This window comes from Candidatus Cryosericum septentrionale, from assembly GCF_003570995.1.
GTDB lineage: Bacteria > Caldisericota > Caldisericia > Cryosericales > Cryosericaceae > Cryosericum > Cryosericum septentrionale.
Genome location: NZ_QXIY01000030.1, coordinates 77792 through 93723, shown reverse-complemented (window position 1 = coordinate 93723; position 15932 = coordinate 77792). Strand labels below are relative to the sequence as shown.

The 15932-nt window shown below is 56.7% G+C and carries 18 protein-coding genes and 1 riboswitch; of the genes, 4 read left to right on the top strand and 14 right to left on the bottom strand.

What is annotated here, in order from left to right; all coding sequences use genetic code 11:
* Positions 1-9 precede the first annotated feature (9 nt).
* The 3 genes from recF to SMC1_RS06875 all read left to right on the top strand — a co-directional run bounded on the left by recF (position 10) and on the right by SMC1_RS06875 (position 2309).
* Positions 10-1077, top strand: coding sequence for a DNA replication/repair protein RecF (gene recF / locus SMC1_RS06885; RefSeq protein ID WP_119086040.1), 1068 nt, complete (start codon positions 10-12; stop codon positions 1075-1077).
* 17 nt (positions 1078-1094) lie between these two features.
* Positions 1095-1655, top strand: a complete 561-nt coding sequence (locus SMC1_RS06880) for a DUF721 domain-containing protein (protein ID WP_119086039.1) — start codon at positions 1095-1097, stop codon at positions 1653-1655.
* A 252-nt stretch (positions 1656-1907) separates the two neighbouring features.
* Positions 1908-2309, top strand: coding sequence for a methylglyoxal synthase (locus SMC1_RS06875; protein WP_119086038.1), 402 nt, complete (start codon positions 1908-1910; stop codon positions 2307-2309).
* A 6-nt stretch (positions 2310-2315) separates the two neighbouring features.
* Here SMC1_RS06875 and SMC1_RS06870 read toward each other — a convergent pair whose 3' ends face one another.
* The 14 genes from SMC1_RS06870 to SMC1_RS06805 all read right to left on the bottom strand — a co-directional run bounded on the left by SMC1_RS06870 (position 2316) and on the right by SMC1_RS06805 (position 14382).
* Entirely contained in the window at positions 2316-2771 is a 456-nt protein-coding gene (locus SMC1_RS06870) for a hypothetical protein (protein ID WP_119086037.1), read from the bottom strand.
* 189 nt (positions 2772-2960) lie between these two features.
* Positions 2961-4223 carry a S1C family serine protease gene (locus tag SMC1_RS06865; protein ID WP_165849298.1) on the bottom strand — a complete coding sequence of 421 codons (1263 nt, stop codon included), beginning with the start codon at positions 4221-4223 and terminating at the stop codon, positions 2961-2963.
* A gap of 210 nt (positions 4224-4433) precedes the next feature.
* Positions 4434-5078: an HAD family hydrolase gene (locus tag SMC1_RS06860; RefSeq protein ID WP_119086035.1), complete on the bottom strand. Its 645-nt coding sequence runs from the start codon at positions 5076-5078 to the stop codon at positions 4434-4436.
* The gene (gene thiE / locus SMC1_RS06855; RefSeq protein WP_119086034.1) at positions 5071-5718 is read right to left on the bottom strand and encodes a thiamine phosphate synthase; all 648 of its coding nucleotides are present in this window, start codon (positions 5716-5718) and stop codon (positions 5071-5073) included. The genes SMC1_RS06860 and thiE overlap by 8 nt, the downstream gene beginning before the upstream one ends.
* On the bottom strand, positions 5708-6526 hold the full coding sequence (thiM, locus tag SMC1_RS06850; protein WP_119086033.1) for a hydroxyethylthiazole kinase: 819 nt from the start codon (positions 6524-6526) through the stop codon (positions 5708-5710). Before thiM ends, thiE begins: the two co-directional genes overlap by 11 nt.
* Positions 6527-6549: 23 nt before the next feature.
* Entirely contained in the window at positions 6550-7764 is a 1215-nt protein-coding gene (gene cytX, locus SMC1_RS06845) for a putative hydroxymethylpyrimidine transporter CytX (protein WP_119086032.1), read from the bottom strand.
* The gene (thiD, locus tag SMC1_RS06840) at positions 7757-8563 is read right to left on the bottom strand and encodes a bifunctional hydroxymethylpyrimidine kinase/phosphomethylpyrimidine kinase (RefSeq protein ID WP_119086031.1); all 807 of its coding nucleotides are present in this window, start codon (positions 8561-8563) and stop codon (positions 7757-7759) included. The genes cytX and thiD overlap by 8 nt, the downstream gene beginning before the upstream one ends.
* Before the next feature lie 52 nt (positions 8564-8615).
* Positions 8616-8715, bottom strand: a riboswitch (TPP riboswitch).
* 67 nt (positions 8716-8782) lie between these two features.
* Positions 8783-10342 (bottom strand): MBL fold metallo-hydrolase, encoded by a 1560-nt coding sequence (locus tag SMC1_RS06835; protein WP_119086030.1) that lies wholly within the window; start codon positions 10340-10342, stop codon positions 8783-8785.
* A gap of 38 nt (positions 10343-10380) precedes the next feature.
* The gene (gene surE / locus SMC1_RS06830) at positions 10381-11214 is read right to left on the bottom strand and encodes a 5'/3'-nucleotidase SurE (protein ID WP_165849297.1); all 834 of its coding nucleotides are present in this window, start codon (positions 11212-11214) and stop codon (positions 10381-10383) included.
* A gap of 14 nt (positions 11215-11228) precedes the next feature.
* Positions 11229-11912 (bottom strand): rhomboid family intramembrane serine protease, encoded by a 684-nt coding sequence (locus tag SMC1_RS06825; protein WP_119086028.1) that lies wholly within the window; start codon positions 11910-11912, stop codon positions 11229-11231.
* Between the two features lie 3 nt (positions 11913-11915).
* Positions 11916-12722 (bottom strand): S-methyl-5'-thioadenosine phosphorylase, encoded by an 807-nt coding sequence (locus tag SMC1_RS06820; RefSeq protein ID WP_119086027.1) that lies wholly within the window; start codon positions 12720-12722, stop codon positions 11916-11918.
* A 76-nt stretch (positions 12723-12798) separates the two neighbouring features.
* Positions 12799-13431: a TIGR01906 family membrane protein gene (locus SMC1_RS06815; protein WP_119086026.1), complete on the bottom strand. Its 633-nt coding sequence runs from the start codon at positions 13429-13431 to the stop codon at positions 12799-12801.
* Positions 13432-13434: 3 nt separating this feature from the next.
* Complete coding sequence (locus SMC1_RS06810) at positions 13435-13617, bottom strand: hypothetical protein (protein ID WP_119086025.1); 183 nt, start codon at positions 13615-13617, stop codon at positions 13435-13437.
* Positions 13618-13689: 72 nt separating this feature from the next.
* Positions 13690-14382, bottom strand: a complete 693-nt coding sequence (locus SMC1_RS06805) for a hypothetical protein (protein WP_119086024.1) — start codon at positions 14380-14382, stop codon at positions 13690-13692.
* Positions 14383-14536: 154 nt separating this feature from the next.
* Here SMC1_RS06805 and SMC1_RS06800 point away from each other — a divergent pair, with 154 nt between their 5' ends.
* Complete coding sequence (locus SMC1_RS06800) at positions 14537-15910, top strand: response regulator (RefSeq protein WP_119086023.1); 1374 nt, start codon at positions 14537-14539, stop codon at positions 15908-15910.
* Positions 15911-15932 lie beyond the last annotated feature (22 nt).

Here is a 15932-nt window from a genome sequence, read left to right as displayed (position 1 = left end):
CGGAGGGCAATGTATCTGGAATCGCTTTGGGTACAGGGATTCAGAGCGCTGGCTGAACAGCGTATCGACTTCACTGCACCCATCACTGCTGTCGAAGGCAGCAACGGCGCTGGCAAGACGACGTTCCTCGATGCCGTGCATTTTCTGGCTTCTGGAAAATCATGTCTGGGGCTGACAAATGCGGAGCTTATCAGGGACGGGGAGTCCTATTTTGTCGTCGGCGGCAGATATCGGACGCGTGACCCGGTCGCCGGAGGGTCTGTCAGTCATGCGGCGCAGGCCATGTTCACGACGGAGGGGCGCAAGGAACTTCGTATCGATGGTACTGCCTATCATGGATTTATCCGTCTTATCGGTGGGCTTCGCGTGGCCCAGTTCAACTTCAGTTCGCTGTTTCTGGTCAAGGGCATGCCCTCGGTGAGACGCCAGTATATCAACCTCCTGATCGCGTCGTGTGATCGCACGTACCTGGAAGCACTCTCTGCATACTCGGCTGTCATGACACGCAAGAACGCCCTGCTGCGGCAGTCGGGCTCTGGCGTCGTCGACGCGTCCCTGCTGGATCTGTTCGACGAGCAGATCGTTACCCTGACAAACACCATTTGTGCAAAGAGGCGATCGGCTCTCGCCGCTGTGGGTCTGGCAATGACGCGCCTGATTGCCGACGGGTTGTTTGAACCGCTGTCGGATGTGTCTATTCTCTATGATCCGCCGCCCATTTCCGCCGAGTCCATCCGTGCTATCCGGGGCCAGGAACTGGCGCGGCATGCGTGTCTGGCCGGGTGTCACCTCGACGATTTTGTTCTGCTCCGAAGGAAAAGGCAGTTGAGGGATACGGCGTCACTGGGTGAGGCGAAGCTTGTGGCACTGCTGCTCACCTTTGCAGGTGCCGAATATATACGGATGGTCACGGGAGAATACCCGGTGCTCCTGCTGGACGATTTGGAAGGTGATATCGACATCCCGAACCTTGATCGACTGGTTCATCTCCTGGCGAGGTTCGAACAGGTCTTCATCACAACCTTTGATGTTGCGCGTCTTGGAGGCGGACTGAACGCTACGTCCGTACGGCTGTAAAAAGAAACGATAACAATATGGAGCGCATCGGAGAGGTTATCGATGAGATGCGGCGTACCGGTCGCCTCGACAAGGGCATCAAGGTTCAGTCACTGGGCGATGTCTGGCCCGCGGTCCAGTCTCTGTGGAGTGAGCGTACCATCGGCGCGTACGTCGCCCGTAACTCTCATCCGGTCCAATTCAAGAATGGAACGCTGACGATTCTCTGCGCCAATCCGTCCATCATGCAGGTCTTGTCTGAGCAGAAAACCCTCATTGTAGAACGCTTGAATGTTCACATGGGCGGCAAGCTCGTGACGGACCTGTCCTTTGGGCTCGACAACGTCCACGAGGTCCGCATCCATCGGCCGCAGGTCACGTCTTCTGTTTTCCAGCCGGATCCGGATTCTCTGGCTGCCACGATTCAGCTGTCCCCGGAGCAGAAGGCGAAAGCCGAGAAGGCAGTGCAGGTCATTCAGAACCCTGCTCTGCGGCTTTCGTTTCTGCGTGCCTATGAGGCTTGGTTGCGCTGGGATATCTGGCGACACCAGGAACGGCAGAAACGCCGGACGAACCGGGCGACGTCAAGGAAGTACTGACACTATCCACAGGCACTGTGGATAACTTTTCGAGATGCAGACGCGTTGTCCACAGCGGGTTTGACGGCGTCGCAGGTTCCATTGGAGCCCGTGGACTGCTGTGCAACGAGAACCCGGCATCAATATTATAGTTGAGACTTACCCGGAATTGTGTTCCACAGATATTCACAACATCCTGTGGATAACCTGAAGTGCGAAGGACGTCTGAAAACAGCCTTGTTGATTCACACTCTTGTATGGTAAAATGGACATATGAGAACAAGAGTTGCACTGATTGCGCATGACCGCAAGAAGCCTGAGATGATTGCGCTGTGCAGGGATTTTCAGGAGATGCTGGCTCAGGAGGAGCTGGTTGCCACGAAGAGCACAGGTGGTCTCATCGAAGAATTGACCGGCCTTCACGTCACCAGGGTGAATTCCGGAGAGAAAGGCGGGGACCTTCAGATTGGCTCGATGATCGCCTCCGACGAAATCAAGGCAGTCGTCTTCCTCAGAGACCCTCTGACCGCACACCCTCATGAGCCGGACATCAACGCCGTGCTCAAGATCTGTGATGTCAATAACATCCCCCTCGCCACCAACATCGCGACGGCAAGGCTGGTCCTCGGACATCTCAAGGAGTTGCAGAGCGTCGAAGAGTCCCCTACAGCGTAGGTTCTTCTACAGCAAGAGCAGACTGGCGAGCATCGTTTCCAGCGTCCGGCTCTCCTGCCACCACTCCTTGCGCTGGAGTGTCTCGAGACGAACGGTCCATCGGTGCCCTGTGTCCTCTGCGACCAGAACCCGATAGACGAACGAGCCGTCGCGCGCGGAGAATATCAGCGCTTCCACAGGCGGACCGTCAGGGTGTGCTCGGCCGTCTGCCTCCACTCTTCCCTTTCTCAGTGTCCCCCGCTCACGCAGGGCGTCTTCCGGCAAGCCGTTGCGGAGACGCTCAGACACTTCGTCCGGAGCCGAACCGGACTCGTCATATGTAACCTGCAGGGCGACACGTGGGTCCGTGGGGTTGGATGCTCGCAGTCCTGCCTGCTCGTCCAGTTCCATAACGGTCCAGTCTACAGGGCAGTCGAGCGCGACGTGGAGGTCGGGTCGCACCAGATGTGTCATGTCACTCATGAGTCCATGCCCTGAGGTTCTGTGTTGTTGTCATCCATTCCTCCGTCCCGGCAGATTCGGACGCACTCACCTGCATCCATGTACAGGATTGTCCTGTTTTCATTGTTGGCAAGACGGGGACGACATGAAACAACCCCGGCACAGCGTGCCGGGGTCTCTCCTTCAAGACTGAGCAGGTACTGGAGTCTACTAGCCGAGAGCTTTCAGGATCACGGAGAACGTCTTGGTCGTGCCGTTGCGGTCGGCGACGACCTGGACCGTGTCACCCACATTCCTGGAGCGGATGTAGCTCAGGACTCCGTCGATTGTGGTCATCGGTTTGTCGTCGATCGCGGTGATGACGTCCCCGACCTTGAGCCCGACATCCTGTGCGCCGGACCCGGACGTGATCTGGACGATGTAGACGCCCTGGGAGACCTTGAGGTTGTACTGCTGGGCAATAGACGTCGTGAGCGTTGCTCCCTGGATGCCCAGAGCCGGCCACGTGACCTTGCCGTTCTTGATGATAGCGTCATACACCTTCTTTGCCGTGTTGACGGAGACCGAGAATCCGAGGCCTTGCGCGTCTTGGTAGATCATCGTGTTCATGCCGACGACGCGGCCGGACAGGTCGACCAGGGGTCCTCCTGAGTTGCCGGGGTTGATGGCCGCATCAGTCTGAACAACGCCGACGAGCGTCTCAGTCGCTGACGCCTGAACGTTCCGCTCGAGGGCCGAGATCACGCCGGTCGTGACCGTCTGGCTCAGGCCGTAGGGGTTGCCGATGGCGATGACCTTCTGGCCCACGGTCAGCGTGGACGAATCGCCCAGTTCCACAGTTGGCAGGTTGGTGCCGCTGATCTTCACCACGGCGACGTCGCTGGTGGCGTCCGTGCCCACGACCTGGCCGCTGAACTCACGCCCGTCTTTGAGCATGACGGTGATCTTGGTGGCATTCTCCACGACGTGGTTGTTGGTCAGCACGTAACCGTCAGAGGTGATGATGAAGCCCGAGCCGAGACCTTCCTGCGTTCCGGACGAGAAGCCAAACGGGTTCTGGCTGACCGAGGTGATGTTGATCTGGACAACAGCAGGCGAAGCGATCTTGACGGCGTTCTCGATGGCCTGTTCTTCCGTCGTGACGATGGTCGTGCCGGAGCCGGACGTTCCTACTGGGTACGTGGTCGATACCGTGCGTGCCCAAGGGAACGTTCCCGGGTTGGACATGACGACATAGTTACCCAGAATTCCACCCAGGACGCTGCCGAGCAGCAATCCGATGATGAGTCCCCATACCAGGAACACGCGCCCTGGATTCGAACGCCGGGCGGGCTGAGGCTGCGGCGAAGGTGTGCTATACCCCTGAACAGTCGGGGGAGTCTCGGGGGTGACGTAGCCCTCCACGGTGTTTGATGTGTCCGGATGCTCAGTCTCCTCAGCATCTGGCTTGATGAAGCCATTCTCGTCGATCATATCGTACCTCCTCACCTGCAACAGGTGTCCACTTGTCATATACACCTCTATATACACAACTATGCCTGATTTCGTTACAGAGAGTGTGAGGAAATCGCCACAAGAAGCGAAGCACTGCTTCAATTGTGGACCTGGGCTATTCCCTCAATGCCTATGCACATCGGTTGGCGTAAAAGGCCAGCCGATTTCTGAACGGCTCTGGAGGCGCTGTTATGGAAGCACTTCCGCAAAGCTATGAATATACCTTTTTGACAATTCTTGAATCTGCACTTGCTCATGACTTGAATATTTGTCATATACGCCATACGCTTGCATGCTCGCCAATACAATCCCCTGAATACCGGCCAGTACATCTTCAAAGGCAACGCAGTCACAAGAGGGAACACCCAATTTTTTGGCTGCCAACAGATAAATATCAGGGCTTCCTTTCCAGTGGACAACTTCATCAGTGGAAGCAAACGCGTCGAACAAGGTGTAAATGCCATTGTTTTTCAATACAGGCTCATAAAGTACCTTTGGCAGCGCGGTAGCTACGCCAAGTTTGATCCCCTGTCCCTTTAAAAAGAGGAGATATTCTTTTGCATAAGGTTTTAACGGGACATGATGACTGTATTCGTCAATGGCCATCCGGTTCCATTCTTCGATGATATCTTCTGCCCTCTCTTTTAGGCCAAAGAGGGCGATCGTATATTCTGCAGCTTCTTTAAAACTCTTTGCGGAAATTTCACTGATATATCCCTCCGGTACGAATAAATGGCGTTTTGCCAGAAAATCAATGTCGATATCCTCCCATACCCCCATGGAATCGATCAGTGTCCCGTCCAAGTCAAAGATCGCCGCTTTAAAATCAAGCATCCTCCTCTCCTTTTGTCCGCGAAAACGATGCTCTTAACTGTTTTGCCGCCTCGGTAATGTCCTTCGCGGCAATCAGCGCGGAAACGACAGCGATCCCATCGATCCCCGTGTTCGCGAAGGACGGTATGGTCGTGAGGTTGATCCCGCCGATGACAACGATCGGCAAAGATACGGCGGATCTTATGTCCCTTAATTCGTTTATTGTCACTAGTTCAGCATCGGTTTTTGTCCCTGTGGCGAACATGGCACCGACGCCAAGATAATCCGCGCCATCCTTTTTCGCCTTCACGGCTTCGGCTACAGAAGAGACGGAAACGCCAAGGATCTTGCTGTTCCCGATGATCTGGCGGACGATCCCGGCTGGCAGATCACTTTGCCCGATATGTACACCAGCGGTGTCGACCGCCAGGGCTATGTCGACCCGGTCGTTGATGATCAGCGGAATATGATGGCTGTCGGTCAGTCGTTTGATGGTTACCGCCATTTGATAAAACTCCAGCGAGGAGGCTGTTTTCTCCCGCAGCTGGATGAGTGTGCTCCCGCCTTCTATTGCTCGTTCGACTGCCTGTTCCAGCGTCGGCGTGCTCATCAGATCGCGGTCTGTTACAAGATAGAGGTTGTAATCGATCTCAGGCTTCATGGATTTTCGCTCTCTTCACAAGGGTTTCGGTGTTTAGCTTGCTGATTTCATCAACGATGGCCACGTGAAAGCTGCCATTTCCCTTGTCGCCGGCGCTTTCTGCTGCAAGCTCGCCCACAATGCCCATGGAGAGGATGCCTCCCGTCGCTGCGATGAGGAAGTCGGTAGCAGCTCCACAAAAAGCGCCCACTAAGGAGGTACACATGCATCCCGTTCCTGTCACATTGGAAAGCAGGTTTGTCCCGTTTTCGATGTAAACCGTACGTCTTCCGTCCGACACGATATCCGTTGCGCCCGTGATCGCTGCTACGCAACCGAACTGCTTTGCCACTTTCTCCGCAATGTTCCGGCCGATTTCTTTCCCGCTTTTCTGATCGGCTTCAGAGGCGTCAACGCCCTTTGTGGTGGCTTGGAGCCCCGCAACAAAATGGATCTCGGACATGTTCCCGCGCAAAACGGCTATGTTTACTTCTTTCAACAGTCTTTCGGTCGTCCGGTTCCGTAGCTCTGATGTACCTGCGCCCACGGGGTCGAGAATGACAGGGATGTTGAGCTCGTTGGCTTTTTTCCCGGCAGCAAGCATTGATGCGACTGTCCTGCTGTTCAGTGTCCCGATATTCAGCACCAGCGCCGAAGAAATAGCGGTGATGGCTTCCACCTCGTCAATGTCGTCTGCCATGATCGGAGAAGCGCCGATGGCAAGCACGATGTTCGCACAGTCGTTGACCGTCACATAGTTGGTGATATGGTGGACCAGCGGCTTTTTTTCGCGGACTGCTCTGAGATTTTCTACGATGTCCTGAATCATGTTCACGCTCCTGATCTCAATTGTTAACATTTTTGTGCGTTTCGATCCTTCAGCACGCTCCGAAAAACGGCGTAGACCGCCGCCGTCAACAGCATCGACGGCACTGTCGATCCAGCAGGAAGATCCAGCTTCATAAAGAAGTAATAGGCTGCTGTACCTATAGCGGCTGAAAGAATGCCAGCGGCGTTGAAGGTGGTCGTCGAACGGTCAGCGCGAAAAACAAAATAGTCGAGAAGCGCCACTGCAAAGGCCGGTGCAAAAATCGAGCCAATCGCATACAGGAAAACTTCATACTGCTCCATGGGGAAAAACAGCGCTATCAACGCCCCCAGCGCCGACACCAGAAGGATCAACAGCCTCTTTGATACCTTCGGAGCGATGTTCAGGATAGACATGACTGCCGAATAAACATCCAGATAGGTCGTCGTTACCGTCGAGAGCACCACCACAAGCAGCCCGGCGACGCCAATGCCCAGATGCAGGATGATAGTAGCAATATCGGACGATCCGGTAAACAGCACAGCGGCAAGCCCGGTGATGTACATAAAGGAACTGCCTATGAAATATCCAGAAAAACTCCCCCAGAAACTTGCTTTTGCACTGCTTGCCCACATGGTGTAGTCCGAAATCAGCGGCAGCCAAGTCAGCGGCATGACGATACTCATTTCCAGTGCTGCGCCGACCGAAAGCGTTGTGGCGGTGCTCCTCGTGCCCGACGACGAAACCATGCCTCGACCGCCGATCACCAGTCCCAGGATCAGCAGGCAAAGCATAAAAAGTAGAATGACCGCCGCGCTGTTGAGGGCATTGCCACCCTTGTCGACAACAAGAGCCCAAACCGCGACAATGGCGCCAACGATGACCACAAATAGCGTGAAGCCCGTGAAGCCGGCAAGTTTTGATGTGATGGCACTGATCGAATTGGCGCACTGGATGAGCATAATTGCTGTCCATCCCATCAGCTGAATAATGTTGGCTGCAGAGATCAGGTAGGAGCCGTACCGGCCAAATGCCATGCGGCTGGCGATCAGTGCGGGCTTCTTCTCCCGAAATCCGATCAGGCCAGTCAGCGACAGGAGCAGGCAGCCGATGAGATGCCCCGCCAGGATCAGAAGTATCCCCTTGAGCAGTCTCAGTGGCGCGAACAAGGCACCGGTCATGATTTCTGCAAGCGAAATAGCTGCTCCTGCCCAGAGGTTGAAAAGGCTGAACGTGCCGAGCTTTTTTTCGTTATACATCGGGGATGCCCGCCGCTTTGTAAAGGTCGTAAAAGTGGTGGGTCGGCCCACAGCCTTTTCCTATGGCAAGCGAATGCCGGATCGCTGTTGTGACATACTCTTTTGCCCGTTTCACTGCTTCTTCCAACGGAAGCCCCAGCGCAAGGTTGGAAGCGATCGCAGAGGAATACGTGCATCCAGTGCCATGTGTGTTTTTGGTGTTGATGCGCTCTGCACTGAAATAATAGAACCTTTTGCCGTCGTACAGGATGTCCAGTGCGTCGCCGCTGGCATGGCCGCTCTTGACCAGGACATTTTTTGCTCCCAGCTCATAAATGCACTTTGCTGCCTGCTTCATATCTCCGGTGGAGGTTATCTGGAATCCCGCGATTTTTTCGGCCTCCGGGATATTCGGAGTAAGGACATCTGCGAGCGGGAGTATCTTGTGAATAAGCGTGTCGACAGCATTCGGGTCCATGAGAGGACAGCCATTTTTGGCGACCATCACGGGGTCGATCACGACATGCTGCGGCCTGTATTTCCTGAGCTTGCGCTCTACAGCTTCCATGCAGCAGGAGTGCGACAGCATGCCTACTTTCACAGCATCCACCTCGATATCCTCAAAAACTGCGTCGATCTGTTTTTCAATCAGTTCGGGGGTGATATCCTGCATGTCTATGACATGAAACGTATTCTCCGCAACCACCGAGACAATCACGCTCATGCCGTAAACGCCATGGGCTGCAAAGGTTTTGAGATCGGCCTGGATACCAGCGCCGCCACTGCAATCCGAACCGGCGATAGTCAGAACTTTTTTCATGGTTGTCTCCTTATATAACAAAACGGCATCCGCCGAGTTCAGCGGATGCCTTTTATCACGTTAATTCGCTTCCCTACGACAGTGTGAACTGACAGGTTCAAAGGGTCAGGTTTTAACCTTCTCAACTCCGAAGAGTTCCCCCGCAATTGCTTTACTATTTCATAGTATCACGTTACACCATGATATCAATTGCTCCCGTGATGAGCCTCTAGTCAAAGCTCAATTGTGGAGCTGGGCTATCTGGCCGTTAGCAAGAAGCGTCGCCAAGCTCCCGAATTGCTCAACATATCGTTCCGGATGTTCCGTATGAATGGGATAGACATGGGTGGAAGCAAGCTCTTCGACGATCCGGAACAGATCCTCCTGGGGTGCATGCCCGGATGCATGGATGTGAATGGAATCCATTCCTGCAAGGTTCAGCCAGCGGGCGAGGCGTTCCTGACTCCAATGCATCTCCTCATTGAACGCCTCGGCGGAGGAGTGAATATACAATGAACCAGGCCCGGGGCGCAGATCACACAGTTCCTGGATATCCCAGTATCCCAGCGAGAGAAGGTACGCTGACTGATGAGCTGAGACCTCTGCTGCACGGACGATGCGTGGGCAGGAACCGTTCAGGACGTCCTCAACAGCATCCCGACGTCCCTGGGCATCCAGGGAATCGGGATCCGTCCCTGCAAAGCGTAGGAGGGGGCTGCGCGCCCAGTCCTGTTTGATATCACCCTTGTCATACATGCCGCTGCCGCCGCGCTTGACATAGAGCACGACTGATGGATCGTTCAGGTCGATGGTCGGGTAGCCGGCCTGTTGCGCCCGCTGCACGATGAATGCGTCCCGCGGAACGATCCCCAGGTTGCGGCCGGTAGCACGTGCGACACGCTGAAAGGTCATGAGGCGGTCCAGGTCTTTCATGCCAAAGTCGGCCAGGATGAGGCCTGTCGCCTTTGTCGCTTCTTCCAGCGCCTTCTGCTCTACTTCTTGTTCCGACCAGAAGGCACAACGGCGCCGGAATGCTGGCTCCATCGGTTCTTCCTGATGATCGGGCCGAAGATTCGTTCCTTCTATGATGACGGTGTCCGGATGGAGGCCAGCGAGTGCCGTGATGGTCTCACGGGTGACATGCCCCATACGGCCGTGGAACCGCAGATCGCCGGTATAGACGACAGTACCGCCATCATATTCGATGAGATATGCGCAGGCTCCGGGGATACTGTGGTCTACAGGGTACGCCGTCACACGGCAATCAGGAAACGTGACGGGTGCAGTAAGCTCATGCAGCGTTCGCTGGCCGTGTTTGTTGGAGCCTAGGTTGGGGCGCAGGATGAAATCCGTGACGCTGTTTTCTGGTCCAGCACTGAACTGGCTTTCTTCGACAGCGCTCAGTATGGCTGCTGTCACCGGGGTGGCATACAGCGGGATGATCTCGTCCAGAAACGAGATCGAACCAGTGTGATCGACATGCGCGTGTGTAATGAAGCAGGCGTCGATGTGACCAGGGTCCGCCAGTTGTCTGGCCAGTTCAGGCTGCATCTCCTGAAGGAGCGCCGTGAGGTCGGAACGGTAGAATCGCAGCTTTGGCAGCAGCCCTGTCGTCAGGTAGTCCGTGAGACCCGCCGATGTGCGCGGCGTAAGGAATTCCTCGAAGTATGCGCCCATGGTGGTGTAGCTGAGCCCAAAATCGAACAGCAGACGCGTCGTATTGGGAGACGTGCTCGCCTCGAACAGAAGCTTGGTGCCGCCAATAGTGGTGGCGCCGTCCAGCATTGTAAACTGTGCCATAAAGAGGCCCTCCTTCGTAGTGCCAGTTATCGATGTGTCTACTGCGAGGCCGGCGTGAGGCCGGCGAACGTGCCGAGTTGCTGCAGCCGCTCCAGAAGGATATAGTCCGTCAGATCGATACCCAGGGGCGTGACACTGATGTACCCGTCTGCTACGGCGGTGACATCAGTTCCTTCCTGTGGTATCGGTGGGACGTCTCCCCCTATCCAGTAGATGGGGGCTCCAAACTGGTCCACACTAGCGGTGACACGATGCGCGTAGCGGCGGCGCCCCTGAGGGACGATCCGGATTCCCTTGACATCTGAAACCGGACAGTTGGGGGCATTGACGTTGAGGAACAGGCTCCCGTTGAGCTCATTGCTGAAGCTCTTCGTGAGGGGCTGGTTGATCCCGATGAGTTCTGGTATGAGGGGGAGCATCTTCTGCAGGAACCAAGTGATGGGGCTGAAATCAAACCCAGGGTTTCCTGTCCGTGGAAATGCCGTGGAGAATGCGATGCTGGGGTACCCGGACAGAAACGCCTCATAGGCGCCCGATACCGTACCGGAGTATGGCAGGTCGTCGCCCAGGTTGTCACCGTGGTTGATGCCGGAGAAGACAATGTCGACCTTCTGCTCTACCAGTGTGTCGAGTCCCAGCATCATGCAATCGACGGGAGTGCCCGAAACGGACCACGCATCCACGCCAGGGTGGACATAGTCGTCCACCTTGGTGACGCGCAGAGGCTTGTGCATGGTAAGGGAGTGCCCTTTGGCGCTCTGGGGAGACGCGGGCGCAACGACCGAAATCGTATGTTCCGCAGGGATGGCCGCGACGAGAGCCTGGATCCCCTGCGCCCACAGTCCGTCGTCATTGGTGACAAGGATGTGCATGTATGTGTTCCTCCTCAGACCTCGTACTCCATACGGGTCCGTCCTCGCCTGCTGCTGATCCATGCAATCAGGACCCCGAACAGGAAGCCTCCCACGTGTGCCCATACGGCGACTCCCTGGGCTGTACCGAACGTCCCCTCGAACAGCTGCATCACGAACCAGATGCCGAGGAAGATCCAGGCAGGCAGGCGCACGGTCGTGATGAAGATGAAGAAGACCAGGGTCTGAACCTTGGCTCTGGGAAACAGGAAGAAGTACGCTCCCATGACGGCGGCGATAGCGCCGCTCGCTCCGATGGTGGGGAGCATGGAAGACGGTCCGGAAAGCAGCTGGGTCATGGCGGCCGCCACGCCGCCCGCCAGGTAGAACAGCAGGTACTTGCCGTGGCCAAGATGATCCTCGATGTTGTTGCCAAAGATCCACAGGAACAGCATGTTGCCCAGGATGTGGGTCCAGCTCCCGTGCATGAACATGGATGTCAGGGTCGTGAGGATGTACGGCTGGAGCGCCCCTGGCGGGGCCTCGTGGGCGCCCGTCAGGACGCCAGGCATGAAACCGAAGCGGAGGTATGCGGAGGTCAGGGCCGCGCCGCTGCCCAGCGACACCTCCCACAGCCACACGAGACCGTTGGCCAGGACTAGCAGGAACGTGACCAGCGGAAACGTGCGGGATGGCGTGTCGTCGCGAATAGGAAGCATGGGTTAGCCGATGCTGGCGCCATCCAGGGCGTGAAAGCAAGTGCAGTCTTCGTCGGGGCCGGGGATCTGCGGGACCATCTTCTCGATGATGGTCACAAGGTTCTTGAGATTGGCTGTGAATGCTTTGATGACCGCTTCGTTGCTGACGGGGTCGACTGCCCCCTCTGCGACCAGCCCGGCGTCATAGTCCGTGATGACCGAGATATTGCAGTAGCACATCGCCTGCTCGCGGGCCAGGGCGACCTCGGGATACTGTGTCATGTTGACGGTGTGCCAGCCCATACGGGTGAACCAGTTGCTCTCGGCCTTGGTGGAGAATCGTGGTCCCTCGATGACGACACAGGTGCCGCCATCGTGCACCGGCAAGTCCAGGCTCCTGATGGTCGCGACTGCGATCCTGTTCAGGACGGGACAGTACGGATCGGCCGTGGAGACGTGGGTGACGACAGGCCCGTTGTAGAACGTCGTATCGGCGCGGCGCGTCCGGTCGATGAACTGGTCGGTGATGACGAGGTCGCCCACCTTAATGTCTGGCTGCAGTGAACCGACGGCGGTAGGAGCGATGATATACCGGACACCAAGAGACTTGAGAGCCCAGATGTTGGCACGGTAGTTGATCATGTGCGGTGGCAGCTGGTGGTGCTTGCCGTGGCGGGGCAGGAACGCGACCTTGCGGCCCGCGATCTCACCAAGCGAGATGAGGTCCGATGGCGCTCCATAGGGTGTTTCGATGTTGATGTTCTCAGCGTTGTCGAGCAGAGAGTAGAATCCGGAACCACCGATGATCCCGATTTCAGCACGTTGTTCCATGTGTGTCTCCTTTGTTATACACAGCGGGGCTGTGCATGGCTGCTTACCCAAGGAGTATATCAGCAATGAGCGATGGTTAAAGCCGGAGAGTGCGCCTGCGGCGTGACAGAATCATGAGGATCAGGGCAACAACGACGGTCGCACTGAGTGCGATGAAGAAGTAGCTCATGAAGTAATTTTCGGGGAACAGGCGGATGAGTCCGGAGTCTTCAGGGAGAAGCCAGAAGTTGTTCGAAAAGGTGAGCTCGTGGAAGTCGATGAACAGCGCATCAAAACCGATGGTGACCGAGATGGTGCCCAGAGCGGCAACGAGAGCGAGCACTGTGATGCCGGCTGCCCGGGCAACACGGCAAATGTCGCGTCCTTTTCTGCGAAGGAAAGTAATGAGGACAACTGTCAGCAGACATGAGACAAGCGCTGTCAGATAGACCCCCTGGAAGATCGCCTGGACGTCGCCCATGTGTGCAAGCTCCAGGGGCGAGTAGAAGACGTCATTCGGCAGAGGTCTGCGGAACGCAAGATACTTGAGCAGGTCTGCCACGCGGCGGACGGCTTCAGCCACATCAAAGCGAGGCGCCGTGCCTCCCGTTGTGCCGACCATGGAAAGCAGGAGTCTCTGGAGTGGCATGAAGTTGACGAGAAGTGAAAACGGCGTCAGCAGGACCGCCACTACTGCGGTGGCAGTGGCGAGGACGATAAGTGCTGGCACTGGCTAGTCGAACAGGCCGAGTGAACAGGAGCGAACCCGTATGTGCAGCAAGTCGCAGGCCTTGCCCACGACTCTGGGGTCGATGTTCAGCTTGCGGGCGATGGCTATGGCTTTGCCGCAATCTATAAATCCGTCGGTTGCTGCCTTGAGCAGTTCATCGCGGACTTCCTGTGCAACTTCTTCCATGGGAACCTCCTGATTTCTGATTCTACCGGCAGCAGGCACCGACAGTATAGTGTGTCATGTGGGAGCGCATTTTCAAGCGGAGTGCAGTAACGGGAGAAGGTCGAGGACGGCCGCTTCGACCGTCTCGATGAACACCGCGTCCTGTACGGATCCTGAGATCTGGTTCGCGTGCGGGTTCCAGTCTCTGAGGAGTGCAAGGAGGGCGGCTTCTTCGGCCGGCGTACAGCCAGGGAACCTGTTCACGACGAGCAGGTCTGCCCGGGCAGCCATGATGCCCATGTCGGGCTTGGCACTCTGCAGAAGGGGACAGCGCAGGACGTACATATAGCGCGACCTTTCCGGGACAGATGAACAGTTGCCTTCGATGAGGACACGTGTCTCCAGGGGCCACTGCTGAAGGGTCGTGGCCACCGCCTCCTCTGTCTCCTGATAAGGTCCGTCGAGGAGAATAATGTCACGCAACGGCCGCAGCCATGGAGAGCGCTCCGACTGGCTCAGGCGTCCAGTATCGCCTCCTTCGATGGGCAGTGTTCCAGCTGCCAGCGAGTGTGTCGCGAGGTGCAGGCTGTGGCGCGACAGCTTGATATACACCTCAAAAGGAAGGTCTCGTACGAGCGATCGGCAGATCGTCGTCTTGCCCGAGTGGCCGGAGGCCGAGTGAACGACCAGGGTCGAATGGGCATCAGAGGCCATGGCTGCCTGTTCCCTGGACTCTCCGTTCTGGCGAGTCAGGCCACATAAGTCCGTTTCGGTGAAGGTGCGCATTGGTGCCTCCGAGGTCCGGCTTCCTGTGTTTCCGGAGCTTGCAGCCATTCTGTCCGGAATTGCTTTTTGTTCGGATGCATACATAATACTCTATTAGAGCGTTGTTGGGAGTGCAGGTGCCGATTTGTTTCCGCGCGTTTGTTGGAAGCGGGCGATGAACAAGGACAGAACCGGGGGTGCGCTGGTGGAACGAAAGGTCTTGGTAGTCGATGACGACATCGAGAGCCTGCATCTGTATGGAGACATGTTGCGACGAGCGGGCTATGCAGCCTTCACCGCAAGCACTGGCTGGGAAGGCATTGACCTGGCTGTCAAGGAACAGCCCGGCCTTATTCTGCTGGATCTCCGCCTCCCAGACATCACCGGCCTGACGGTCCTCGAGACTCTTCGCACCGCCCTGTCGACCAAGAACATACCCATCATCGTCGTGTCTGCCATCAGTAAGGACGACGACGTCATGAAAGCGATGCAGATGGGGGCGTTCGACTATGTCGTCAAACCCATCACCTACGACGACATGATTCGCAGGGTTGAGCTGGTTTTCTTCTCGCGCGAACGTCAGGGAGAGGGCGATCAGGCGCCTGTGCTTATCGTCGAGGACAGCGCAATCGATGGGGTGGCGCTGTCGGAGCAGCTGAGCAGCTGGGGGTACCAGGTGACCTGGGTTCGGACGGGTCGGGAAGGCATCGAGCAGGCTGCCACCGATAACTTCGACATCATTTTGCTGGACGGGCTTTTGCCCGACATCAACGGGTTCGAGGTCGTGAAGGAGATTCGCGCGACGGAGCGGCTGGGCACGACGCCCGTCATCATGTTGACGGTGCTGTCGGGACTCGTGGACAAGCTCAAGGGGTTCGAGAGCGGTGCTGACGAGTTTCTCAACAAACCTGTATCGTGGGAAGAGCTGCGCGTGCGCATGCGTTCCCTGACGCGACTGAGGGGCATGACCAAACAGCGCTTCGCGTTGTCCGAGGTCGTTGGCGTCATCACGAACGCCATTGAACTGGCGGAGGCCACGGAGCCACGTCACAACCAGAAGGTCGCAAGTATCAGCGTCATCCTTGGCAAGAGAATGGGCGTCCACGGGCACGGGCTATGGGTCCTGGAGATGGCCGGTTCGCTGCACGATGTTGGCAAGCTGGTTATACGCAGAGAGATCCTCTTCAAGCCGGGCAAGCTCGATCCCTCAGAGTGGGCCGAGATGCAACGACACAGCGAGTATGGGGAGAAGATCATCAAACCCGTCCATGGATTCGGCGAGGTGGCCGATATCGTCCGGCATCATCATGAAAAGATGGACGGTTCGGGGTATCCTGATGGTCTGAAGGGGGATCAGGTCTCCCAATTTGTTCGTATCGTCAGTGTGGCCGACAGCTTCGAAGCTTTGATAAGTGACCGGACGTATCGTCCGGCGTTCACGCGTGATCAGGCTCTGGAGATCCTTCACAAGGAGACTGACGAGGGACGCTGGGATCCACAGGTCATCGCTGTGCTGTCCACTTCTCTCGACGATCTCGACAATCTGTAGTTCACCCCCTGCCGGGGCTGGA

Bases quoted from the DNA above. Each gene is read 5' to 3' on its own strand.
- surE (WP_165849297.1), bottom strand. From the start codon at position 11,214: ATGCACATCCTTGTCACCAATGACGACGGACTGTGGGCGCAGGGGATC.
- thiE (WP_119086034.1), bottom strand. From the start codon at position 5,718: ATGAAGCCTGAGATCGATTACAACCTCTATCTTGTAACAGACCGCGAT.
- recF (WP_119086040.1), top strand. From the start codon at position 10: ATGTATCTGGAATCGCTTTGGGTACAGGGATTCAGAGCGCTGGCTGAA.
- SMC1_RS06870 (WP_119086037.1), bottom strand. From the start codon at position 2,771: ATGAGTGACATGACACATCTGGTGCGACCCGACCTCCACGTCGCGCTC.
- SMC1_RS06835 (WP_119086030.1), bottom strand. From the start codon at position 10,342: ATGGCACAGTTTACAATGCTGGACGGCGCCACCACTATTGGCGGCACC.
- SMC1_RS06810 (WP_119086025.1), bottom strand. From the start codon at position 13,617: ATGGAAGAAGTTGCACAGGAAGTCCGCGATGAACTGCTCAAGGCAGCA.
- SMC1_RS06875 (WP_119086038.1), top strand. From the start codon at position 1,908: ATGAGAACAAGAGTTGCACTGATTGCGCATGACCGCAAGAAGCCTGAG.
- thiD (WP_119086031.1), bottom strand. From the start codon at position 8,563: ATGAAAAAAGTTCTGACTATCGCCGGTTCGGATTGCAGTGGCGGCGCT.
- SMC1_RS06880 (WP_119086039.1), top strand. From the start codon at position 1,095: ATGGAGCGCATCGGAGAGGTTATCGATGAGATGCGGCGTACCGGTCGC.
- SMC1_RS06860 (WP_119086035.1), bottom strand. From the start codon at position 5,078: ATGCTTGATTTTAAAGCGGCGATCTTTGACTTGGACGGGACACTGATC.
- SMC1_RS06865 (WP_165849298.1), bottom strand. From the start codon at position 4,223: ATGATCGACGAGAATGGCTTCATCAAGCCAGATGCTGAGGAGACTGAG.
- SMC1_RS06805 (WP_119086024.1), bottom strand. From the start codon at position 14,382: ATGCGCACCTTCACCGAAACGGACTTATGTGGCCTGACTCGCCAGAAC.
- SMC1_RS06825 (WP_119086028.1), bottom strand. From the start codon at position 11,912: ATGCTTCCTATTCGCGACGACACGCCATCCCGCACGTTTCCGCTGGTC.
- SMC1_RS06820 (WP_119086027.1), bottom strand. From the start codon at position 12,722: ATGGAACAACGTGCTGAAATCGGGATCATCGGTGGTTCCGGATTCTAC.
- cytX (WP_119086032.1), bottom strand. From the start codon at position 7,764: ATGTATAACGAAAAAAAGCTCGGCACGTTCAGCCTTTTCAACCTCTGG.
- thiM (WP_119086033.1), bottom strand. From the start codon at position 6,526: ATGATTCAGGACATCGTAGAAAATCTCAGAGCAGTCCGCGAAAAAAAG.
- SMC1_RS06800 (WP_119086023.1), top strand. From the start codon at position 14,537: ATGAACAAGGACAGAACCGGGGGTGCGCTGGTGGAACGAAAGGTCTTG.